Genomic DNA, 22,563 nt, shown 5'->3' with positions numbered 1-22,563 from the left:
GCGCATTTCATCCGTGCCGACGACACCGGTGCATAAGATTTAATTTTCTTCTGTTTTCGGTTAAATGAGGGATCAAGGAATACATAATTCGGGATTGTGGAATAATGGGGTTGGATATCGAGAGCATCCGGCTGTTCGTGCTGGCGGCGGACCTGCTCAATATCAGCGCCGCGGGCCGGCAACTCGGCATGGCGCCCGCGGTGGCGAGCACGCGGCTGGCGCGGTTGGAGAACCAGCTCGGCGCCGACCTGCTGCATCGCTCGACCAGAAAGGTGTCGCTTTCCCTGGAAGGGGCGGAATTCCTTCCCTATGCCCGGGAGATCCTGGCCCAGGAAGACGCCGCGCTTGCCGCTTTGGGGCACGGTCAGGCCGAAGTGACCGGCAGATTACGCTTTGCCTGTTCGAGCACATTCGCTCAACTCTATATCGCGCCCATTCTGCCTGAATTTCTCGATCGGTACCCAGGTCTCAGCCTCGACCTGAAATTGTCGGATACGCAAATGGACCTGATCGAAGGGGCCTGCGACCTGGCGCTGCGTAACTATCCGATTGAGGAATCCAGCCTGCGGGCGCGCAAGATTGCCGATGACAAGCGCATACTGTGTGCTTCCCCAGACTATCTGACGCGGCATGGAACGCCGCAAAGTCCCGACGACCTTGCCGGACATAAATTGCTGTTCTTCCGTAGCGACACACGCCGTAACCTGATTGCATCGGGAGATTTGCCGACAGGAACCTATCCGCCGGCGGGGGCGCGCCACCGCGTCACATGTGACGACGGTGCCAGCATGAGGATCGCGACGCTTGCGGGGACGGGGATTTCGGTCAATTCACTGTGGAGTGTCTATAGAGAACTTGCGGAGGGCAGTTTGATCAGGGTTCTCCCCGAATACGAGGTGGAGGACCGATCCGCGATCTGGCTGGTCTATCCGCGGGCAAACGTCCTGACCGCCAAGGTCCGGGTATTCATCGATTTCATTTTGGAGAAACTGGGCAATCCGCCGGTTTGGGAACAATAGGCGCGCAGTGAAGTCGACTTCTGCTCATTATATTGAAAAAGCGAAAACTGAACTCAGAACAACAGAGTTTATGTTCTGAATCCGGATTTTATCTTGAGGGCATATCAAACACCCTTCGGGAGAAATCCAGTGCAAGTAATGATCCTAGACGAATATGGCGACAACACTGAATTCAAGCCGGCCGATTTGGACAAGCCGGCCGTTAAACCGGGCCATGTCCTGGTGCGCATCGCGGCAACCAGTGTGAACACGGTCGATACAATGATCCAGAGGATGGGCAAGGATCTGCCCCTGTCGCCGGACCTGCCGGCGGTGCTGGGCATGGACTTTGCCGGCACGATCGAAGAAGTCGGCGACGGCGTTGTCGATTTTGCGCCGGGCGATGAAGTTTATGGCTGCGCCGGTGGGTTGGCGGACCTGCAGGGCACGCTCGCGGAATACATGGTCGCCGATGCGCGGCTTGTCGCCCATAAGCCGAAGTCGCTCTCCATGCGCGAAGCCGCGGCTTTGCCGCTGGTCGCCATCACCGCCTATGAAGGGTTGGCCCGGGCGAATGTCCAGCCGGGTCAGAAGGTTCTGGTCCATGGCGGCGCCGGCGGTGTCGGGCACGTGGCCGTTCAACTGGCCAAGCAATTCGGGGCGGATGTCTATTCGACCGGGACGGGTGCCGAGAAGATCGACATCATCGAAGGGTATGGCGCGAAGGCGATCGACTACCGCAGCGAACCGGTCGAGGAGTATGTGGCCAAACATACTGGCGGCGCGGGCTTCGACGTGGTCTTCGACACGATCGGCGGCGCGCATATGACCACCTCCTTCGAGGCGGCCGCGCTCAACGGCCAAGTCAGCAGCACGGTTTCCCTGGTCGAACTGGACTTGTCCCTGGCCCATTTCAAAGGTCTGTCCCTGCATGTCGTGTTCATGCTGATCCCGATGCTGCATGATTATAAGCGCGAAGAACACGGTGCCATTTTGGCCTGTTTGAGCGAAATCGTGGATGCAGGCGGATTGCGCCCCCTGCTGGATACGCCCCGCTACACCCTGGGCGAAGTCGGCAGGGCCTATGATCGTCTCGCCAGTGGCCAGGCGATCGGCAAAGTGGTGGTCGAGCTCTGATACGGACGCTGCCGACAGTGATCTCTCAATTCAGATAGAACAGGATAGGGACCCCGCCCGGGATTGTGTTCCGGGGCGGGGCCTTTTCTTGCGTGCGGACCGCTCCATATTGTCCTCAGGATCGTTGAACGAAAGGGAAGCGCCATGCGCCGTATCGCTGCTTTGTTCATTCTTGCTGCTGTTGCCGTCATGCCCGTCGGCACGGCGCTGGCCCATCACGGATGGTCCTGGACGACGGGCGGAAACATCGAACTGACGGGCATCATCAAGACTGCGAAACTGGGCATGCCGCACGGTGTGCTGACGGTGGATGCGGACGGAGAGATCTGGACCGTGGAAGTGGGGCAGCCCTGGCGGAACGAGCGGGCCGGGTTGACGCCGGAGAAACTGTCGCCGGGTGTGGAACTGACCATCGTCGGCGAACCCTCGGCCAATGTTGACGACAAGCTGATGAAGGCGGAACGGATCTATATCGAGGGCAAGGAACATGTCCTCTATTCCAACCGCAACTGACGGACGGCAGGGCGATGGAGCCCTTGCTTTCGGCGCTTGAGGCCCTGCCGCCGGTCGAAGCCCTTCGCTTCTCGCGCTGGAGTTATGCGGCGGTCAATACGGGGCATATCCTGGGGATCGCCTTGCTGGTCGGCGGTACCCTGCCGCTTTCCCTGCGCTTGCTGGGGTTCTGGCCCGGTATCGGGCGGGACGGCATCATCCGCATATTGACGGTCTCCGCCGGTGTCGGGCTGGTGCTCGCCGCGGCGACCGGCTTCCTGCTCTTCGCGACCCGGGCAACGGAATATGCCGGGCATCCGCTTTTCCCGATCAAGCTGATTTTCGTGTTCGCGGGTGCGGCCTCGGCCCTGCACAGCCACTGGCGTTATGGTTGGGGATTGCAACGCGCCTCAGAGGGCGCCTTGCGCCGCGCAGGTATGATCTCCTGCGTCGCTTGGCTCGTAGCACTTGTCATGGGAAGGCTGATCGCGTTCGTCGGCGCCTGACCCAAAGCTCCTCTCAACCGCCCGGTCAGGCCGATGTCCAAGACGCTCATTCTCATCCTCGGCGATCAAGTGAGCGCCGGGATATCTTCTTTACGTGCCGCGCCGCCCGCAGATGCGGTCGTTCTGATGGCGGAGGTTGGCGCGGAAGCGACCTATGTGAAGCACCACAAGAAGAAAATCGCGTTGATCTTTTCCGCCATGCGGCACTTCGCGGAGGATCTTCGCGCGCAAGGATGGACCGTCGATTACGTTGCCTTGGACGACCCGGACAATACGGGCAGTCTGCGGTCGGAAGTGCGGCGCGCCCTGGACCGTCATGCTTGCGACCGTATCGCCGTCACGGAACCCGGTGAATGGCGTTTGCGGACGGATATGACCACCTGGTCGGACTCGATGGCGGTGCCGGTGGATATCCGCGAAGACGACCGTTTCATTGCCGGCCATGCGGAATTTGATGCCTGGGCGGAAGGCCGCAAACAACTGCGGATGGAGTATTTTTACCGTGAGATGCGCCGAAAGACCGGTTTGCTGATGACGGCGGACGGCGAACCCGAGGGCGGGCGCTGGAACTTCGACGCGGAAAATCGCAAACCCGCGAAAGCGGATCTATTCATGCCGAGGCCGTCGGGGTTCGAACCCGACACGATCACCCAATCCGTCCTGGCCCTGGTACAGGATCGTTTTCCCGACCATTTCGGGGACCTCGTGCCGTTCTGGTTTCCGGTCACCGCGGCACAGGCCGAGGAGGCGTTGGATTCCTTCATCGACAAGGCGCTGCCGTATTTCGGGGACTATCAGGACGCCATGTTGACGGAGGAAAAGTTCCTGTACCATTCGGTGTTGTCGCCGGCGATCAATATCGGGTTGCTCGATCCGCTTGATGTCTGCCGCCGGGCGGAAGCCGCGTACAAGGACGGAAAGGCGCCCTTGAACGCGGTCGAGGGCTTCATCCGGCAAATCATCGGCTGGCGCGAATTCATCCGCGGTATTTATTGGTGGGCGGGAGCCGATTATGTGGAGGGGAACGCGCTTGGCGCGAGACGGGACCTGCCATGGTTCTACTGGTCGGGCGACACCGAGATGAACTGTATCAGGGAAACGGTAAAGCAGACGCGCGAAGAGGCCTATGCCCATCATATTCAGCGCTTGATGGTAACGGGGACGTTTGCCCTGCTGGCCGGGGTGGATCCGCGCCAGATCCATGAATGGTACCTGTCGGTCTATGCGGATGCCTTCGAATGGGTGGAACTGCCGAATACGCTGGGGATGAGTCAGTTCGCCGATGGCGGCTTGGTTGCCTCGAAGCCGTATGCGGCCTCCGGCGCCTATATCGACAAGATGTCGGATTATTGCGGCCATTGCCGCTTCGATGTGAAAAGGAAGAACGGGGAGGGAGCTTGTCCCTTCAATTTCCTGTACTGGGACTTCATTGCCCGGAACGAGGAAAAGCTGAAGGGCAATCCGCGCCTGGGGCCCGTTTATCGGACCTGGCACAGGATGAAGCAGGAAACGCGGGACGCGCACCGTTCAAGCGCGGCGCGCTTCCTGGACTCGCTTTCTTGATCGTCGGCACCGTTCGGAACAATAGATCACCGCGTCCCAGTCCTTCCGCCATTTCTTGCGCCAGGAAAAAGGACGGGAACAGACCGGACATGTCTTTTCCGGCATCTCCGCTTTAGAGCCCCGTCTGGTTCGGTCCGTCATTGGGGCGCTTCCCCGAACAAGGCCATTTGATCCGACGATGTACGGCGCTTTCGGCGCCCCTTGCGGCTGCCGTGCCGTCGCTGAATCTCATTCGCGGTCGCCCGATAAGCGTCGCCTTTGCGCAGCGCCCAGATCGCCTGCCGCGCCTGTTTGGCGGCGTCGAGATGCATGACGATCGGCTGCGGATAGATCTCCCACAAACGTTCCGGCGCGTCGGTCCAATTCCAGGGTTCATGGATGAAACGGTCGGGAATGTCCGCAAGTTCCGGGACCCAGCGGCGAATAAAAACACCGTCGGGATCCTGATCCAGTCCCTGTTTGATGGGGTTGTATATCCGGGGCAGGTTGATGCCTGTCGTTCCGGACTGCATCTGTACCTGCGGCCAATGAATACCGGGTTCGTAATCCGTGAAGAGCCGCGCAAGGTGTTCGCCCGGTTTCCGCCAATCCATCCAGAGGTGATAGCTTGCGACCGCCATCAACATTGCCCGCATGCGGAAGTTGATCCAGCCGGTCGCGATCAGCATGCGCATGCAGGCATCCACGAAAGGCCAACCCGTCTCGCCGTTCGCCCAACGCCTTAGTCTTTCCCCATCGTCGCCCCGCAGGTCGTCATAGGCGTTATGCAGGTTTTTCCATTCCATGTCCGGCTGATCTTCAAGCTTCTGCATGAAATGACAGTGCCAGTGCAGCCTCGCCTGGAAGGAGGAAAGGCTTTGTCGCCAGTTCTTCGACGTTTCTGCCCCCGCGTCGGCATGGCCCGCGCGGGCCGACGCGGTTGCCTGACTGATCTCACGCATGGACAGCGTCCCGTGGGCCAGGTGTGGGGAGAGCCGGGAACAGGCCGTTTCCGCGCTGCGCGGTGAGGACATACTAAAGCGGTAGGATCTGCCGCGTTCGGCCAGAAAACTCTCCAATCTTTCCAGTCCTCTGCTTCGGCCACCCCGTTGTCTTCCCGGACAGGGATCATCCGGTATATCCAAGTCCCTGGATACGGGCACGGGGCCGGGGTCGATATCGGGGATCGACGGCAGGCGGCCCGGCGGCGGTGTGAGCGGTTCCGCCATCATTTGGTCCCATCGACGTGACCAGCCGTTGCGTTCCCCAAGCCGCCGGACGACACCGTTCTGCGAGAACTCGGTCCAGGGAACACCATGTAGCCTGCACCAGGCGGCGACACGCCGATCGCGCTGAAAGGTCCAGTCGTTGCCGGTTTCCTCATGCGACCAGAGGCCGCCGATGTCATGGCTGCGATGGAGTTGCTCGAGTACATCCAAGACATCGCCCCGCCTCACGACCAGGGGCTGCCCGAGTGCGGAGAGGTCCTGGCGCAATTCGCTGAGGCTGTCGGCCACGAAACCCCATTGTCGGGCGGATGCGTCGGGGCTGGCCCAGTAACCCGGTTCGGCGCAATAGAGCGGCAGTACCGGGCCATGGACGGCCGCCGCCGCGAGGGGGGCATGATCCGCAATGCGAAGGTCTCGTTTGTACCAGACTATCTGTAGGGCGGGTTTTGACATGAAGAAGGTACGGCGCGGCCGGGGCGGCGGATTAGCGATGTTCGTCCCCCTCAACTCGACGGCGAATTTCAGGGGGCCTTGTATTTCCGCGCAAAGCGCTTATGTCTTCTGGAACGTTTAGACGTCGCTGCAGTACTCATGCTTCCGGCCCAGGCGGCCGGTCACGTTTCCTCTCCGACAATCAAGCGCTACCCAGGTCTGCCGCATGCGGCGGCGGATCGTAATCTATGTCGTGAAAGGAAAAGTCATGACCAAAGGCACTGTTAAATGGTTCAACCCGACCAAGGGTTTCGGCTTCATTCAACCGGAAGACGGTTCCAAGGACGCTTTCGTCCACATCAGCGCGGTTGAGCGCGCCGGTCTCTCCGGCCTGTCCGACGGGCAGAAGATTTCCTACGAACTCGTTGCCGGCCGTGACGGAAAGATGTCCGCCGAGAACCTGCAGGTCGTAGGCTGATTTACACCTTTCGGTTTCGATAGGTGAAAACGGGATAGGCGGTCGGTGACCGCCTATTTCCGACAGCGCCGCAGAAGGATGCGGCCTGAAGAACTCAAGTTCATAAAAAGAAGAAAGTAATGTCTGTAGAATCCAATTTTCTGATCAAGTTCGGCCTTCACCATTTCGTTTCTCATGCGAAGGGTGATGGCACCAGCCGGTTCGTTGTCGATGGCAGCGAAGGACCGGCAATGATTGCGCATGCCAAATACCTCATCGAAGAGATGTATGGCGCGCCGTCGGTTGTCAGCGTGCGGTAAACACCCGCTACAATCGAGCGTTCTTGAACGGCCCCACGGAAACCCGCGGGGCCGTATTCGTTTCTGATGTCTGCGAAAAATGGCTTATCCGCCTATACGCCGAAGGAATGAGGGGGTATTTTGCTACCGTTCGTTAGTAATCTCCAGTAGCTGATGCCGGCACGCCTGTGTCGGACCGATCGGAATTGTCGGCTTCCCCTATCGTCTGCACAGGAACGTCACATGAGTATCGCCTTCAAACTACCGATGCTGGTAGCGGCTTGCGCCACTGCAAGTGCGTTGGCTGTTGGAATTGGAGCCTACAAACAGTCGGCGGATGCATTGCGAGAGGCGGCGGCAGGGAAACTGGTGTCGATCAGCGAGTCGCGATCATACGCATTTTCAACCTATTTGAAGGGGATCGAGGAGGATGCGGCTCTGATCGCCCAGAGCCCCATCGTGCGCGAGTCGCTGAAGGATTTGACGGCGGCTTACACGGGGCTTGGGATTTCCAATGAGAGGTCCGCGTCGCTTTTGCGGCAGGTTTACGCCGCGGACAATCCGGATGGAAATGTGGAAGACCCGGAAGGGCTTTTGGAGAATGTCGCCGCATACAAGCGCGCTCATGATCACTACCATCACTGGCTGAAACTGATTCATGAGTTGAAAGGCTACTACGATGTTTTCCTGATCAGTCCGCGAGGTGACGTCGTTTACACGTCGCAGAAGAATACCGAATTCGGCACGAACCTAATAGACGGTCCGTGGAAGGGCTCGGCGCTCGCAAAGACGATTTCGGGTGCGTTGGAAAGCCCGCCGGACATCCGCGCGCAGTTCACCGATTTCCAGCCGTACGAACCGATCGGAGGAGCGCCGGCCAGCTTTCTCTCGGAACCCGTTTATTTGAACGGCAAATTCGTGGGCGTGATTGCCTTGCAAATGCCGGTGCACCGTCTGAACGAAATCATGCAGGTGACCGCCGGCATGGGGGAAACGGGCGAGACCTACGTCGTCGGCTCCGATCGCTTGATGCGAACAGATTCCCGTTTCGACGAAGACTCGTCGATCCTCAGCGTTTCCGTCAATACGACCCCATCGGAGCGCGCCTTGGCGGGAGAATCCGGGGTCATGTTCGCCTATGACTATGACGGGGTCGACGTGTTGTCAGCCTTCTCTCCCTTTACCTTCAGGAACGCGCGCTGGGCATTGTTGTCCGAAGTCGAAGCCTCCGAAATTCTGAAGCCCGTCGAGGACTTGCGGAATATGACGATGAAGATCGTCTTTGCGACGATGGTTGTCGTTGCCGCGATCGGTCTGGTCGCCGCGCGATCCGTTACCAAGCCCTTGTCCAGGTTGCGGAACTCATTCGCCGATTTCGGCGTAACCCACCGTATCGACGGGCCTGTGCCGGGGACGGGGCGAAGAGACGAATTGGGGGACATTGCGCGGGGATTTTCCGCTGTCGCCAAAGAACTTGCCAAATTCATTGCCGCACAGAAGGACGAGACAGCGCGTCTGGATGCGATGGTCCGGGATCGGACACAGGACCTGGAACAAACCCAGGTGAAGCTGAGACGATTGGTTGAGCGCGGGATCGCCTTGAGCGGGGAACTCTCCGAGGTGCGCCTGATGGATGCGATCCTTGAGGGAGCGAAGGAACTGGCGCAAGCGGAAGGGGCGACACTTTACATTCTGAAGGATGACGCCCTGCATTTCGAGAACCTGAAAAACGATGTTTTGGGCCTTTCCATTGGCGGAGTGGGCGGGGCTCCGGTCACGCAGGCGCCGGTTCCCTTATGGGATCCGGAAACCGAGGAGCCCAACTATTCGAATGTAGCGAGCTATTGCGCGTTGATCGGCGAGACGGTGACGATCGATGATGCCTACGACGACGACAGGTTCGATTTTTCCGGTACGAAACGGATCGATGCGGCAAATGGATATCATTCCGCCTCGTTCCTGACCGTGCCGCTTAAACCGCGCGGCAAGAATGTGATCGGCGTCCTGCAGCTCATAAACGCCCGCCACCCGCAAACGGGAGAGGTAGGTCCGTTCGATGCGGAAGTCATCGGTTTCGTGGAAGCGCTTGCCGCCCAGGCCGCCATCGCGCTCGACAACAAGTCCCTTATCGAAGCGCAGAAGCAGTTGCTCGACAGTTTCATCGAGTTGATGGCGGCGGCCATTGACGCCAAATCCCCGTATACAGGCGCGCATTGCCGCCGCGTCCCGGAACTGGCCATGTTGCTGGCGCAATCCGCCGATTCACAATCGGCCGGACCGCTTGCCGAATTCAGGTTCGAAAACGAGGACGCGTGGCGCGAATTCCGGATTGCGGCCTGGCTGCATGATTGCGGCAAGGTGACGACGCCGGAATACGTGGTCGACAAGGCCACCAAGTTGGAGACGATTTACAACCGGACACATGAGATCCGAACGCGTTTCGAAGTTCTGCTGAGAGATAACGAGATTGCGTTCCTCAAAACGGCGTTGGACGGCGATGCGCCGGACCGGGAAGCCTTCGAACGGGAACAAAAGCAACTGATGGAGGATTTCGCCTTCGTCGCGGACTGCAACATCGGCGGGGAGTTCATGGACCAGGATGCCAAGGACCGTCTCGCCCGGATCGGTCAGCGGCAATGGACGCGTCATCTGAGTGACCGTCTGGGCTTGTCCATCGCGGAACGCAAGAGACTAGAGAGTATGCCGGAACAGGCGCTGCCGGTTCGCGAGACTGTATTGGCCGACAAGCCTGAACACATCATTCGGCGAGAGGTATCCGATGTGTTCGGCGACAACGAATTCGGTTTCGACATGGAAGTCCCCGAGCATAGGTTCAATCTCGGTGAGCTCTACAATCTCTGTATTTCCAGGGGAACGCTGACCGCCGAGGAGCGTTTCATCATCAACGATCATATCGTTCAGACGATCATCATGCTGGGCGGTCTTCCTTATCCGGAACATCTGAAACGAATTCCGGAGATCGCCGGCAGTCATCATGAGACGATGATCGGTACCGGCTATCCCCGGAAGCTGAAACGCGAGGAAATGTCGATCCCGGCCCGGATAATGGCTATCGCCGATATCTTTGAAGCCCTTACCGCCGCCGATCGACCATACAAGGCACCGAAGACACTGTCTGAATCTATCCGGATCATGTCCTTCATGAAAAAGGATCAGCATATCGACCCGGACCTTTTCGATCTGTTCCTACGGTCCGGGGTTTATGAGGTCTATGCGCGGCGCTTTCTTCTGCCCGAACAGATCGATGATGTGGATATCGACGCGTATCTGAGCGAGCAGGGAGCAGCGCCGCTTTCTTGAAGGGAAGCTGCGAAGGCGGCCGGGGGTCAGACCGCCGCCCTATGAGCAGCTACCAACTCGGCCATGCTGTTGAAGACCATGTCGTATTTCGGCATTTCGCCGGGATTCATGGTCGCGCCGAATCCCTGCTTGTCGTGACGGCGATAGATCCAGCAATTCGCCAATCCGAATGTATTGGCCGGGCCGTGGTCGTGGAACATGCTTTCGGCCGTGTGCAGGATGTCTTCCTTGGCGATGCCGAGGCGCGCCAATTGCTCCAGCATGTATTCGAAGTTCCGGTTTGCCGGTTTGTAGGACCCGACGTCTTCCGCCGTATAGACCATGTGGAACGGGCTGCCGAGTTTCCGGTCGCTATGGGCGAAGCTGGCATTGTCGACGTTGGACAAAACAACCAGTTTGTAATGATCCTTGAGATAGGCGAGGGACTCCGCGCTGTCTGGAAAGGCGGGCCAATGTTCGACGGAGGCTCCGTATGTCAGGCATTCGTCCCAATCGACCTTCACTTGCCATTCTTCCGCCAGACGTTTGTAGACGGTCGCCAGCAACTGCGAATAGGTTTTCGCCGGTGTCCATTTCTGTGTCGTGGATTCGTGATAGGCGTGGGCTTCCAGGATGTCGTCCCGGCTCAACTCCAATCCCTGCGCAGCGGCCTTGTTGGTCAGGGGTTTCAATCCGTTGACCATACCGGTTTCCCAGTCGATCAGCGTGCCGTAGACGTCGAATGTCAGTGCCTTGTAGTCGGTAAGCGCCATGATTGTTCTCTCTGTGATGAACCTTGTCCTGGCCCTTTCTAGCGCATCCGGCTTATTGTTAAAAATGACATGTTAGTCTAAAAATAATCGAATTTTGTCATGTCTTGGGGATGGAACCCTAATGTCGGTCAAATTGGATGTGGATTCCCTGCGGGCGCTGAAATCCGTCGCCGACCATGGTGGTGTGACCCGGGCCGCTCAACACCTTGCGCTCTCTCAATCGGCGATCAGTCATAAGATCAAGCGCCTGGAAGAGCATATTGAATGCCGGTTGCTGACAAGGCGGTCCGGCGCGCCTCTGTTGACAGAGACGGGTGAGCGTCTGCTCGGTTACGCGAACCGGATCCTTGCCCTGCACGACGAGGCGGCGGCCTCGTTGAGCCGGCGATCCCTGACCGGGAAGATCCGCATGGGTATGACGGAAGACATGACCAGCAGCGGTTTGGCCCAGGTGCTGGCCCGGTTCGCCCATGTCTTTCCTGATGTTTCCGTCCGCGTGCATGTAGCGCAAAGCCTCGTGCTGCAGGAAGAGGTCGATAGCGGTGCGATTGATCTGGGGGTGATGCAGGTCTTTGCCGATGACGTGCGCGACGATGATACGGTTTTGTTCAGGCATAGCCTGTGTTGGGCCAAGTCCAAGGACTTCGAGCTGCCGCCCAATGGACCGGTGCCTTTCCTGGCTTATGACGATCGTTGTTTCTACAAGGCTTGGCTTGTCGAGAACCTTGCGACGATGGGACGGGAGTTCCGAACGGTGCTGGACTGTTCCAGCAATGCCGGAATTCTTGCCGGTGTCGAAGCGGGTCTGGGGGTTTCGATCGTCAACGAAGAACACCTTTCTCCCCGCATGGAAGTCATTTCAGACGGTTCGTTCCGTACCCCGCCGGGTATCGTTTATATCGTTCGCCGCGCCGCGAAACCGGTTTCGAACGCTGTCGTGACCCTGGGGGAGAGTATCGCTCAGGAAGCGGCGTCAGGCGATTTCCTTCGGATTGCGCTTTGACCCGGGGAGGATGGGAGTCGCCCACGGATCAGGGGCGCCGGTTGGCGCCGTCCATCGTCAGCAACGGACCATAGAGATCCGTGCGTCGATCCCGATAGATACCCCAGCCTTGCCGAAGATTGCGGATTTCATCGAGATCGAAGCTGGCTGTCAGGACCGTTTCCGTCTCCCGGTCCGCATCCCGGACGATCTCCCCGGTCGGGCCGGCGATGAAGGACGTGCCGTAGAAGTCCAGATGTGTACCCTTGCGGCCCGGCTCCCGGCCGATCCGGTTTGAGGCGATCACGGGCAGAATGTTGGCGCCTGCATGGCCTTGCATGACGCGCCGCCAGTGCCCCGATGAATCCCAGCCCGGATCCTGAAGTTCGGACCCGATGGCCGTCGGATACAGGATCATTTCAGCCCCCATCAGCGCCATGGCGCGGGCCGCTTCCGGGAACCATTGATCCCAACAGATCCCGACGCCGATCCTGCCGAATGCCGTATCCCAAACCTTGAAGCCGGTATCGCCGGGGGCAAAGTAGTATTTTTCCTGATATCCGGAGCCGTGCGGGATATGGCTCTTTCGATAGATGCCCAAAACCGAACCGTCGGCGTCGACGATCGCCACCGAATTGAACCGGGCGTTGTTAGCCAGTTCATAGAAACTGACGGGAATGACGACGTTCAATTCCGCAGCGAGTTTTCGGAAATGCTCGATCGTGGGGTGGCCCTCCGCCGCTTTGGCGCGGGCGTAATGTTCGGGAAGTTCGTCCTGGCAGAAATAGTAACCCTCGAACAACTCCTGCAGCAGCACGATATTGGCGCCTTCCGCCGCGGCTTTCCGAATCAAGTTTTCGCCCCGCGCGACGTTTTCCTCGACGATATCCGTACAAGCCATCTGCGTGGCCGCGACCGTCACTTTCATCTGCAATCCTATGGTTTGAGCACCTCTGAAATCTGAGAAAAACATGGGCCGTGGCCTGTCGCAATGTTCATGATAACAACGGTTGTGACGGTCATGGATCCAGTCTTGCAAATTGTTTCGTATGCCAACATAAATCCAACGATCTTCGAGATGGGCGTTGCGTCGTTACTGGTCTGAGAAGGGGGAAGAAGTGCGCACTCAAGTCGTGATCATCGGTGGCGGCCCGTCGGGCCTTCTTCTTTCCCAACTGTTGCACCGGAAGGGGATCGATACGGTCGTCCTGGAACGACAGACCCGCGACTATGTGCTGGGCCGGATCCGGGCCGGCATCCTGGAACGGGGTATGGTCGCGCTGATGCGGGAAGCGGGCGTGGCGGAGCGTATGGACCGCGAATGCTTCGTCCATGACGGCACGGTCATGGCCTATGACAACGAGTCGTTCGGCGTCAATTTCAAGGAATTGGTCGACACCACCGTCATCGTCTACGGCCAGACCGAGGTCACCCGTGACCTCTACGATGCGCGCGAGAAAATGGACGGTAAGATCGTCTTCCAGGTGCAGGATGTCGTCATCAACGATCTTGAGACGGACAAAGCCTATGTCACCTATCGAACGGCGGACGGTGAAAAGCGGATCGACTGCGACTTCGTCGCGGGCTGCGACGGTTTCCATGGTGTCAGCCGGCAGACCATCCCGCAGGATATCCGAACGGAATACGAAAAAGTCTATCCCTTCGGCTGGCTCGGCGTTTTGTCCGAGACACCGCCGGTACATGAAGAGCTAATCTACGCCAACTCTTCGCGCGGTTTTGCGCTGTGCTCCATGCGGAACGAGAAGCTCAGCCGCTACTACATTCAATGTCCGCTGTCCGACAAGGTGGAGGCCTGGTCGGACCAGATGTTCTGGGACGAGTTGAAACGGCGCATTCCGGATGAGGCAGCCGACAGTCTGGTGACCGGACCGTCGATCGAAAAGTCGATTGCCCCCCTGCGTTCATTCGTGACGGAGCCGATGCGCTGGGGTCGGCTGTTCCTGTGCGGCGACGCGGCGCATATCGTGCCGCCGACGGGCGCGAAGGGGTTGAATACGGCGGCGTCCGACGTCCACTACCTTTACCACGGCCTGTTGCAGTACTACGGGGAAGGGGACAGTGAAGGGATCGACCGCTATTCGGAGAAAGCCCTGGCGCGGATCTGGAAGGCGGAACGGTTCAGTTGGTGGATGACAAGTTTGATGCACCGCTATCCCGATCAAACCGAATTCGATTTGCGGATCCAACGCGCCGAACTCGAATTCCTGCGCGAGAACAAGGCCGCGCAAACGGTCATGGCGGAGAACTATGTGGGCCTGCCATACTGAAGCAATTCTGCGGCTTTTTCTCCCACTTTGCGAGTGGGCAATTGATCCCTGTCAATGCAATCGATAATGAGAGGCATTATCGATGACGTGCCCGACCGTTTGAAGGAAAGCGGCCAGGTACGATCAATCTTGGCATCGTACAAGGATTGCAGGTGGGGAAATGAGAAGGGCTTTATGCCTCTGGTTCAATATGGCGCTCGTGTCGGTACTGGTTGCAACGGCATCACCGATCCACGCGCAGGACGGAACCGCCCTGGACAGTAAGGAAGCGCTCGGCCGCGCCCTGTTCTTCGACACGAACCTGTCCCGAAATCGCAGCCAGTCCTGCGCCACCTGCCACGATCCCGATTATGCCTTCACCGACCCGCGTGAAACGCAGGTAGGACGCGCCGTCTCCCTTGGTGATGACGGGGTATCGCTGGGTGACCGCAATACGCCGACGGCCTCCTATGCCCGTTTCTCCCCGGCCTTTCACCGGACCGCGGATGGTTTCTATGTCGGCGGCCAGTTTATGGATGGTCGAGAGCCGGATCTGAAAGGGCAGGCGGGCGGTCCGCCCCTCAATCCGATTGAAATGGGGATGCCGGACAAGGCGTCGGTTGTCGCGCGTCTTTGGGAAAACCCGGCCTATCGGGAAAGCTTCGCGGCCTTGTACGGACCCGCAGTGTTGGCGGATACGGATGCCGCCTATGCGGCGATGACGGAGAGTATAGCCGCTTTCGAGGAGACGGAGTTCTTCGCCCCCTTCGATTCTAAATACGACAGGTTCCTGCGCGGTGAGGTGAAGCTGAACAAGCAGGAGGACTTGGGCAGGGTGCTGTTCTTCTCGCAGCAGTTCACCAACTGCAACAAATGCCATCAGTTGCACAGCTCGCAGATGTCCACTGAGGAGACCTTCAGCAACTACCGTTTCCACAATATAGGCATTCCTGTGAACGAGGCCGCCCGGGCGGTGAACGGCAAGGGGTCCGATTTCATCGACCGCGGCCTGTTGGACAATCCGGCTGTCGACGCGTCGGAGCAGGCGGGCAAGTACAAGGTGCCGACCCTGCGCAACGTGGCGGTGACCGGCCCCTATATGCATAACGGCGTCTTCAAGGATTTGCGGACCACAGTCGTTTTCTACAACAAGTACAACACCAGGAAGGCGTCGGGGCAGATCAACCCGGAAACGGGCAACCCCTGGGGGGCGCCGGAAGTGTCGGCGAACCTGTCATTGGAGGAGTTGGAACACGGCCCCGCTTTGGACGACAAGCGGATCGATGCCATTGTCGCTTTCCTGAAAACGTTGACCGACCGGCGCTACGAACATTTATTGGAAGAATAGCCGAACCCATTGTTCGAAAACAAAAAAAGGCCCGCCGGAAGGCGGGCCTTCTTGCGTCGGATGGAAGGTGGATCAGACCGCTTCCAGCGTCTTGCGGATGCAGTCGACGATTTCGTCCACATGGGATTTTTCCGCGATCAGGCTGGGCGCAACGATGGCGGTATCGCCGGTCCATTTTACATGACAACCGTTGTGGAAAAGGGCCTTCTGCAGGTTGTTCCCGCGGATGCCGGGCTTGCCTTCGATCGGGTGCAACTCGACACCGGCCATCAGGCCCATGCCGCGCAGATCCTTGACGATGGACATATCCTTCAGCGACCAGATCGCATCGAGGAAATAATCGCTCAAGCCCGCGGCGCGTTCGAACAGGCCTTCGTCCTCATAGATCTTCAGCGTTGCCAGACCGGCCGCGCAGGCCGCCGGATGGCCGGAATAGGTATAGCCGTGGAAGAACTCGATCGCGTCTTCCGGCGCGGCTTCCGTGACCGTCTCGTAAATCTCGTCGCGAACCGCGACCGCGCCCATCGGGATCGCACCGTTGGTCAGGGCCTTGGCCATGGTGATGATGTCCGGGGTGACGTCGAAGGCGTCGGCGGCGAAGGGATGGCCCAGGCGGCCGAAGCCGGTGATGACCTCGTCGAAGACCAGCAGGATGCCGTGCTTGTCGCAAATCTCGCGCAGGCGCTGCAGATAGCCCTTCGGCGGCACCAGCGTGCCGGTGGAGCCGGCGACCGGTTCGACGAAGACCGCGGCGATGGTGCCGCCGCCATAGGTCTCGCAATGGCGCTGCAGATCATCCGCCAGTTCCGCGCCGCGCTCGGCCTGACCCCGGGTAAAGGTCTGCTCGGGATCCCAGGTATGCCGGATCGTGACGATATTGGGCATCACGGCCGGGAAGGTTTCACGGTTGCGCACCATGCCGGAGAGCGAAACGCCGCCCATGTTGACGCCGTGATAGGCACGTTCGCGGCTGACGAAGCGGATGCGATGGCCTTCGCCCCGGGCCCGGTGATAGGCCATGGCGATTTTCAGCGCGGTGTCGATCGATTCCGAACCGGAATTGGTGAAGAAGACGTGGTTGAAGGCATCCGGCAGAATGTTGGTCAGCTTGGAAGCCAGCGCGAAGGCCGACGGATGGTTCAACTGGAACGGCGCGGTATAGTCGTTCTGCATCATCTGGGCATAGACCGCGTCGGCGATTTCCTTGCGCCCATGACCGGCCGCGACATTGAACAGGCCGGACGACCCGTCGATCAGCTTACCGCCCTGGTGGTTCCAGAGATACATGCCCTCACTCTTGGTGATCAGGCGCGGCGAGGCCTTGAAATCACGGTTCGCCGTGAAGGGCATCCAGTACTGTTCGAGCGAGTTTGTGCCGCCGTCGGTCGGCATGGTCATGACGTTCATTGGAAGACTCCCATAGATAATACACCCGGATTTCCGAGATCCCGGGCGCAGGACGGAAGGATAGGACTGAATTGGCTGTATTGTCGCATAAAAAAACGGCCCCCGAAGAGGGCCGCTTTATGAAAATATGAGGGCTCCACCGGTCCAATTGTCGAGCAATGACCCGGTGGAGCGAATGCCTTATCAGCCGGCCGCGTTCAGCGCCCGCCACACCTTTTCCGGCGTCGCCGGGATTTCGATCGGTTGGGCCCCGGCCGAGGCCAGCGCATCCTGAACCGCGCAGGAGGTAGCCGGCAGCGAACCGCCGGTGCCGCCTTCGCCACAACCCTTCACACCCAGCGAGTTGGTCGTCGCGGGGGAGGGCTTGGAGACGAAACCGATATTGGGCAGATCGCCCGCGCGCGGCATGGCGTAATCCATGAAGGACCCGGTCAGCAACTGGCCGTCCTCGTCATACACCGCTTCCTCGCACAGGACCTGGCCGATGCCCTGGACGACGCCGCCCTGGGCCTGCCCTTCGACCAGCATCGGGTTCACCAATACGCCGAAGTCGTTGACCGTCATGTAGCGGTCCAGCGTCACCGTTCCTGTTTCCGGATCGATTTCCACTTCGCAGACATGGCAGCCGTTGGGATAGGCGGGGTCTGGCAGGTCGTTTACCAGTTCCACCGTCAGGCCCGGATCGAGCCCTTCCGGCAGATTGGTCATCTTCCTGGATTCCTTGTCCAATTCGATAATACCGATTTCACGGTCGGTACCGACGACGCCGAACTTGCCTTCGTTGAACTCGATATCGGCGGCGGCCGTCTCGAACAGATGGCCGGCAAGCTGCTTGCCTTTCTCGATGATCTGCTCGGAGCAGGTGACCAGCGCGCTGCCGGTTGCCATGACGGAGCGGGACCCGCCGCTGCCACCGCCGGCCAACAGCTGATCGCTATCGCCCTGCAGCAGCCGGACCTTGTCGAAGGGAATACCCAGCAGGTCGACCAGGATCTGCGCAAAGGTGCCGGCATGGCCCTGGCCGTAATCCAGGGTTCCGGTGACGATGGTGACGGAGCCGTCCTCCTCGAACCGCACGCCGCCCATCTCCTTGGCCGGTGTCGCGGTCACTTCGCAGAAGGAACTGACACCCAGGCCGCGCAGCTTGCCGCGCGATTCGCTCTCCTTGCGGCGTGCCGCGAAACCGGCGACGTCGCCGACCTCCAACGCTTTTTCCATCGTGCCCAGGAAATCACCGCTGTCGATCTGTTCGCCATTGCCGGCCGTGAAGGGCATCATATCGGCGGGGACGAGGTTTTTGCGGCGCAGTTCGATCTTGTCGATGCCAAGGTCGCGGGCCGCCTGATCGATCAGGTTTTCCATGATGTAGTTGCCGTCGGGACGTCCCGCGCCGCGATAGGCCGCGACCGGTGTCTTGTTCGTAAAGACGAGGTCGGATTCGACGAACATGGTCGGCGTCTTATAGGCACCGATGCCGTTCCGAAGAATATTCAGACTGGCCATCATTGGGCCGACAAAAGAGATATAGGCCCCCAAATCGCCGACAACTTTCACCCGGACGCCGGTGAAATTGTGGTCTTCGTCCAATGCCAGTTCGGCATCGAACTTCATGGCGCGACCATGTGTATCGCTGAGGAAGGATCCGCTGCGTTCATCCGTCCATTTCACCGGCCGGCGCAACGCCTTGGCGGCATGCAGAAGCGGCAGGTATTCCGGATAGACATAGATCTTCATGCCGAAGGAGCCGCCGACATTGTATGTCAGCACACGCAGTTTTTCCGGTTCCACCTTCAGGACGTGCTGCGCTAGGTTGTTGCGCAGACCAAACACGCCCTGGGAGCAGGAGTGGAAGACATAGCGGTCTTCCTCCGAATCGTAATCTGCGATCGAACAACGCGGTTCGATCGGCGCGACCACGAGGCGGTTGTTGTTAAGCCGCATTTTGGTCACATGGGCCGCCTTTGCGAAGGCTTCCTCGGTTTCGTCCTTTTTACCGCCTTCCCAATGAACGGCGGTATTGTTTGAGGTCAGATCCGGCCAGATTTGCTCGGTGCCGTTCGCTGCGGCCTTTTCCATGTCGACGACGGCCGACAGTTCCTCGACGTCCAGGTCGATGAGTTCGGCGGCGTCTTTCGCTTGCGTGTATGTGTCGGCGATGACCATGGCGACTGCTTCACCCGCGTAGCGGATGCGGTCGGCGGGCAGGGCCATCCAGGGCGTCGTCACCATGTCGGTGCCGTCTGGGCTCTTTAGCGGCACGACGCAGGGGGGGGTGCCGTATCCGGCCTCCACCAGGTCCTTGCCGGTCACCACCATGTGGACGCCGGGGCTTTCCATCGCGGCGGCGGTGTCGACATTCTTGATGATCGCATGGGCATAGGGCGAACGGAATACATAGGCATACAATTGCCCGTCCAGATTCAGGTCGTCCGTGTATTTCCCGTGCCCTGTCAGCAGGGTGGGGTCTTCCTTGCGGGGCACGTTCTGCCCAATTCCGAATTTCCCGGATGACATGGCTGGATCGTCCAATGCCGGCATAGCCAACTCCCTCTGGATCAGAAATGTGGTGAAGATTTTTATGTTTTGGAACGAATGTAAAGATTAACGCGCGTCATCGAAAAAGGAAGGGGCACTTGATGGCATAACTGCAGGTCCAATCTTGACATAATAGCGCGATCGACTATCTATATTGCGAATAAGTCGCAATCACATAAAGTGAGTTGCGGGACGCAAGGATGAAGATAATGTCAGTCGCCGTTTCATATTTGAATAATACCGTGAACCCGGCCATCACGCGCCAGATCGCGAAAACCGGCAGCTACAGTGTCATGCATTTGGTCGTGGCCGTCGCAGTGGCCTATGCGCTTTCAGGCGATTGGAGAATCGCGCTCGGGATCGGAATCGTCGAACCTCTGGTCCAGACCGTGGCTTATACCATTCATGAGCGGGTTTGGGCCCGTTTCTCCGGTAAATAGGCGGGCCGGGAGGCCTGACGGGGGCTACCCGTTATCCTGCGGGATGGGCGTCGCAAGGTCAGTCACCACTTCGGTGTTCGGTGTGGCCCGGAAATAGGCCGGATCGACGATGACCTTGGTGTCGCGCCCGCCGCCGCCCAGGATTATCTTCTCGCACTCCATCACGGCAGCATCGACCCATAGCGGCAGATCCTCGGGCAGCGCGATCGGTGTGACCCCGCCAATTTCCATCCCGGTAAGGCGACGGGTTTCCTCCCGCGAGGCGAAGGAGACCTTCCGGGCCGGGAATTTCTTGCGCACGGTGCTGTTAACGTTCAGGCGCGCATTCGCCAAGACCATGCACAGAGCGAATTTCTCGTCCCCGGTCTTGGTCTTTACGAGGATCGCATTGGCGGAAATATCGGGGCTGTAGCCATAATGAGCACAGAATGCGGCGGTATCGGCGAGGCTGGGGTCGCAGTCGATAATTTCGAACCAAACGCCGCTTTTCTCAAGGGCGCTCCGGACCCGATCCTGCAATTCCGTCATGACCTGCACTCCCGCTTTCAATCTTCGAAGCCGTGTCCAAAATACTTGCCTTGGCGACCCGCTTCGGATCATAGTGCGCCCGCGCATCCGGGAACGGCCCGGCCACGCGCCACATTGGAACGGACGAAATCATGCTTCGACGGGGTGAACAAGTTTCGGCGCGCGGTACGCGACGATAGGACCGACAGGGCCCGGACGGGCCGGCATGGTTTCTATGGGCGGCCGCTGTGCCGCCTTATTTGTTTCTGGGCCGCGGATTAGGGGCGGTTCGACGACCCCTGTAGCGACCGACCGAAAAATGACTTGTTTGGGATCAGACCAATGACAGCAAAAATCTTCATCGATGGCGAAGCGGGAACGACGGGCCTGCAGATTCGGGCCCGGCTCGAGGCGCGGGACGATCTGGAATTCATCCAACTATCCGAAGCGAACCGCAAGGATGAGAATGCCCGCCGCGATGCGTTGAACAGCGCCGATATCTCGATCCTCTGCCTGCCCGATGCCGCCGCGAAAGAAGCGGTTGCCCTGATCGAGAGCAATGATGCGCGGGTCATCGACGCGTCCTCCGCGCACCGCACGGCCGCAGGATGGACCTATGGCTTTCCGGAATTCGACAAAGGGCAAAGGGAAGAGATTGCCAAGGCGGCACGGGTAACCAATCCCGGCTGTTATGCGATCTCTTCGGTGGCGATGCTGCATCCGCTGGTGGCCGCGGGCGTCCTGCCGGCCGAATGGCCCGTCACGATCAATGCGATCTCCGGCTATACCGGGGGCGGCAAATCCCTGATCGCGGAATTCGAGGACGAAGGCGCGGAGAATTACAGCACCGCAACATTCTGGGCCTATGGGCTTGGTCTGGAGCACAAGCATGTGCCGGAGATCCAGCAATGGGGCGGGCTGCAGCACAAACCGCTTTTCGTTCCCAGCGTGGGGCGCTACCGGCAAGGCATGCTGGTGCAGCTGCCGCTGCAGCTCTGGTCGCTTCCGGGCACGCCGACGGCCGCCGATCTGGTGCAGGTCTTCAAGACCCACTATGCGGGCGAGCGTTATGTCGAAGTCGCCGAACTTTCGGATACGGCGACGATGTCCCGGCTGGATCCTGAGGATCTGAACGGCACCAACAGCATGCGGATTCATGTCTTCGGTCATGAGGAGCGGCAGCAGGCGGTCGTGATGGTCCTGATCGACAATCTCGGCAAGGGGGCGTCGGGTCAGGCGGTGCAGAACCTGAACATCATGCTGGGCGCGGATGAAGGGAAGGGGCTGGAGACGCCGCTCGTCTATTGACCCTCTCCGGACGGAATCAAGCGCACAGGCACCTGTCGCGCCTGTTGTTGGCCTCACCTTGGCATGCGGACGCGCTTCGCACACTCCGCGATGTGGGCGGGAAGGCGGTCTGGATCGGTGCGGGCTTCGTCAGAAATGCGGTCTGGGACGACTTGCATGGCCGTATGCCGGGCAGGCCCGTTGACATCGACGTTCTGATCCATGAACCGGGCGCCGGGAGTGAACGGGAAGGGGAACTTGAGAAATCCCTGCATGCGGCCGCGCCGGACAAGCCCTGGTCGGTGCGCAATCAGGCGCGAATGCATGCGAAACATGGCGATGATCCCTATCCGGATCTCGCCGCGGCGATGCGGCGGTGGCCGGAAACCGCGACCGCGGTCGCCGTTAGGATGGATGGTGACGACGGTTTGTGGATAGTGGCGCCGTTCGGTCTTTCCGATCTGGTGCGTGGCATTCTACGACCGGCGGAGGACAGTGATCGATGCCGCAGGGCCTTCGATGGGCGCTTGACGCAAAAGGGGTGGTTGTCGCATTGGCCCGGTCTGGCGGTCGAAGGCCCTTGGCCTGCGGCAATGGGTGAAACCAAGGATAACGGATAGGGGAG

General features: G+C 59.4%; 21 protein-coding genes. 14 read left to right on the top strand and 7 right to left on the bottom strand.

The window, feature by feature from the left end; translation table 11 throughout:
- The first annotated feature begins 104 nt into the window (after positions 1-104).
- The 5 genes from ACQK2G_RS10650 to ACQK2G_RS10630 all read left to right on the top strand — a co-directional run bounded on the left by ACQK2G_RS10650 (position 105) and on the right by ACQK2G_RS10630 (position 4,696).
- Entirely contained in the window at positions 105-1,019 is a 915-nt protein-coding gene (locus tag ACQK2G_RS10650; RefSeq protein WP_425405007.1) for a LysR family transcriptional regulator, read from the top strand.
- A gap of 138 nt (positions 1,020-1,157) precedes the next feature.
- Complete coding sequence (locus ACQK2G_RS10645; RefSeq protein ID WP_425407638.1) at positions 1,158-2,135, top strand: zinc-dependent alcohol dehydrogenase family protein; 978 nt, start codon at positions 1,158-1,160, stop codon at positions 2,133-2,135.
- A gap of 144 nt (positions 2,136-2,279) precedes the next feature.
- Positions 2,280-2,648 carry a DUF6152 family protein gene (locus ACQK2G_RS10640; protein WP_425405006.1) on the top strand — a complete coding sequence of 123 codons (369 nt, stop codon included), beginning with the start codon at positions 2,280-2,282 and terminating at the stop codon, positions 2,646-2,648.
- A gap of 14 nt (positions 2,649-2,662) precedes the next feature.
- The gene (locus ACQK2G_RS10635) at positions 2,663-3,133 is read left to right on the top strand and encodes a hypothetical protein (RefSeq protein WP_425405005.1); all 471 of its coding nucleotides are present in this window, start codon (positions 2,663-2,665) and stop codon (positions 3,131-3,133) included.
- A gap of 33 nt (positions 3,134-3,166) precedes the next feature.
- Positions 3,167-4,696: a cryptochrome/photolyase family protein gene (locus ACQK2G_RS10630; protein WP_425405004.1), complete on the top strand. Its 1,530-nt coding sequence runs from the start codon at positions 3,167-3,169 to the stop codon at positions 4,694-4,696.
- On the opposite strand, the gene ACQK2G_RS10625 is transcribed toward ACQK2G_RS10630, so the two are convergent.
- Both ACQK2G_RS10625 and ACQK2G_RS10620 read right to left on the bottom strand, forming a co-directional pair.
- Positions 4,661-4,801: a DUF2256 domain-containing protein gene (locus ACQK2G_RS10625; protein ID WP_425407637.1), complete on the bottom strand. Its 141-nt coding sequence runs from the start codon at positions 4,799-4,801 to the stop codon at positions 4,661-4,663. The two genes, ACQK2G_RS10630 and ACQK2G_RS10625, sit on opposite strands and share 36 nt — an antisense overlap.
- A gap of 32 nt (positions 4,802-4,833) precedes the next feature.
- Entirely contained in the window at positions 4,834-6,357 is a 1,524-nt protein-coding gene (locus tag ACQK2G_RS10620; RefSeq protein ID WP_425405003.1) for a deoxyribodipyrimidine photo-lyase/cryptochrome family protein, read from the bottom strand.
- A gap of 247 nt (positions 6,358-6,604) precedes the next feature.
- Here ACQK2G_RS10620 and ACQK2G_RS10615 point away from each other — a divergent pair, with 247 nt between their 5' ends.
- The 3 genes from ACQK2G_RS10615 to ACQK2G_RS10605 all read left to right on the top strand — a co-directional run bounded on the left by ACQK2G_RS10615 (position 6,605) and on the right by ACQK2G_RS10605 (position 10,413).
- On the top strand, positions 6,605-6,814 hold the full coding sequence (locus ACQK2G_RS10615) for a cold-shock protein (protein WP_425405002.1): 210 nt from the start codon (positions 6,605-6,607) through the stop codon (positions 6,812-6,814).
- Between the two features lie 119 nt (positions 6,815-6,933).
- Entirely contained in the window at positions 6,934-7,113 is a 180-nt protein-coding gene (locus ACQK2G_RS10610; protein WP_425405001.1) for a hypothetical protein, read from the top strand.
- Positions 7,114-7,335: 222 nt separating this feature from the next.
- A complete protein-coding gene (locus tag ACQK2G_RS10605; protein ID WP_425405000.1) occupies positions 7,336-10,413 on the top strand; it encodes an HD domain-containing phosphohydrolase in 3,078 nt (1,025 codons plus the stop codon).
- 26 nt (positions 10,414-10,439) lie between these two features.
- On the opposite strand, the gene ACQK2G_RS10600 is transcribed toward ACQK2G_RS10605, so the two are convergent.
- Positions 10,440-11,165 (bottom strand): haloacid dehalogenase type II, encoded by a 726-nt coding sequence (locus tag ACQK2G_RS10600; protein ID WP_425404999.1) that lies wholly within the window; start codon positions 11,163-11,165, stop codon positions 10,440-10,442.
- Between the two features lie 121 nt (positions 11,166-11,286).
- Here ACQK2G_RS10600 and ACQK2G_RS10595 point away from each other — a divergent pair, with 121 nt between their 5' ends.
- Positions 11,287-12,168, top strand: coding sequence for a LysR family transcriptional regulator (locus ACQK2G_RS10595; protein ID WP_425404998.1), 882 nt, complete (start codon positions 11,287-11,289; stop codon positions 12,166-12,168).
- 28 nt (positions 12,169-12,196) lie between these two features.
- Here ACQK2G_RS10595 and aguB read toward each other — a convergent pair whose 3' ends face one another.
- Complete coding sequence (gene aguB, locus ACQK2G_RS10590) at positions 12,197-13,075, bottom strand: N-carbamoylputrescine amidase (protein WP_425404997.1); 879 nt, start codon at positions 13,073-13,075, stop codon at positions 12,197-12,199.
- A 190-nt stretch (positions 13,076-13,265) separates the two neighbouring features.
- Between aguB and pobA the strand changes: the two genes are divergently transcribed.
- Both pobA and ACQK2G_RS10580 read left to right on the top strand, forming a co-directional pair.
- Complete coding sequence (pobA, locus tag ACQK2G_RS10585; protein ID WP_425404996.1) at positions 13,266-14,435, top strand: 4-hydroxybenzoate 3-monooxygenase; 1,170 nt, start codon at positions 13,266-13,268, stop codon at positions 14,433-14,435.
- Between the two features lie 160 nt (positions 14,436-14,595).
- Complete coding sequence (locus ACQK2G_RS10580) at positions 14,596-15,762, top strand: cytochrome-c peroxidase (protein WP_425404995.1); 1,167 nt, start codon at positions 14,596-14,598, stop codon at positions 15,760-15,762.
- Between the two features lie 72 nt (positions 15,763-15,834).
- On the opposite strand, the gene ACQK2G_RS10575 is transcribed toward ACQK2G_RS10580, so the two are convergent.
- Together ACQK2G_RS10575 and ACQK2G_RS10570 are read right to left on the bottom strand one after the other, a co-directional pair.
- Positions 15,835-17,169, bottom strand: coding sequence for an aspartate aminotransferase family protein (locus ACQK2G_RS10575; protein WP_425404994.1), 1,335 nt, complete (start codon positions 17,167-17,169; stop codon positions 15,835-15,837).
- Positions 17,170-17,352: 183 nt separating this feature from the next.
- On the bottom strand, positions 17,353-19,707 hold the full coding sequence (locus ACQK2G_RS10570; protein WP_425404993.1) for a xanthine dehydrogenase family protein molybdopterin-binding subunit: 2,355 nt from the start codon (positions 19,705-19,707) through the stop codon (positions 17,353-17,355).
- A 197-nt stretch (positions 19,708-19,904) separates the two neighbouring features.
- Here ACQK2G_RS10570 and ACQK2G_RS10565 point away from each other — a divergent pair, with 197 nt between their 5' ends.
- Positions 19,905-20,144, top strand: coding sequence for a DUF2061 domain-containing protein (locus ACQK2G_RS10565; protein ID WP_425404992.1), 240 nt, complete (start codon positions 19,905-19,907; stop codon positions 20,142-20,144).
- Between the two features lie 24 nt (positions 20,145-20,168).
- Here the strand turns inward: ACQK2G_RS10565 and ACQK2G_RS10560 are convergent, their stop codons facing one another.
- A complete protein-coding gene (locus ACQK2G_RS10560; protein ID WP_425404991.1) occupies positions 20,169-20,672 on the bottom strand; it encodes a YbaK/EbsC family protein in 504 nt (167 codons plus the stop codon).
- A gap of 321 nt (positions 20,673-20,993) precedes the next feature.
- On the opposite strand from ACQK2G_RS10560, the gene argC reads away from it, so the two are divergent.
- Together argC and ACQK2G_RS10550 are read left to right on the top strand one after the other, a co-directional pair.
- Positions 20,994-21,959, top strand: a complete 966-nt coding sequence (gene argC / locus ACQK2G_RS10555) for an N-acetyl-gamma-glutamyl-phosphate reductase (RefSeq protein ID WP_425404990.1) — start codon at positions 20,994-20,996, stop codon at positions 21,957-21,959.
- 44 nt (positions 21,960-22,003) lie between these two features.
- Positions 22,004-22,558 carry a nucleotidyltransferase family protein gene (locus ACQK2G_RS10550; protein ID WP_425404989.1) on the top strand — a complete coding sequence of 185 codons (555 nt, stop codon included), beginning with the start codon at positions 22,004-22,006 and terminating at the stop codon, positions 22,556-22,558.
- The last annotated feature ends 5 nt before the right edge of the window (positions 22,559-22,563 follow it).

Source organism: Hwanghaeella sp. (assembly GCF_965227365.1).
Classification (GTDB): domain Bacteria; phylum Pseudomonadota; class Alphaproteobacteria; order UBA8366; family Aestuariispiraceae; genus Hwanghaeella.
This window is presented reverse-complemented; position numbering and strand designations above follow the sequence as displayed.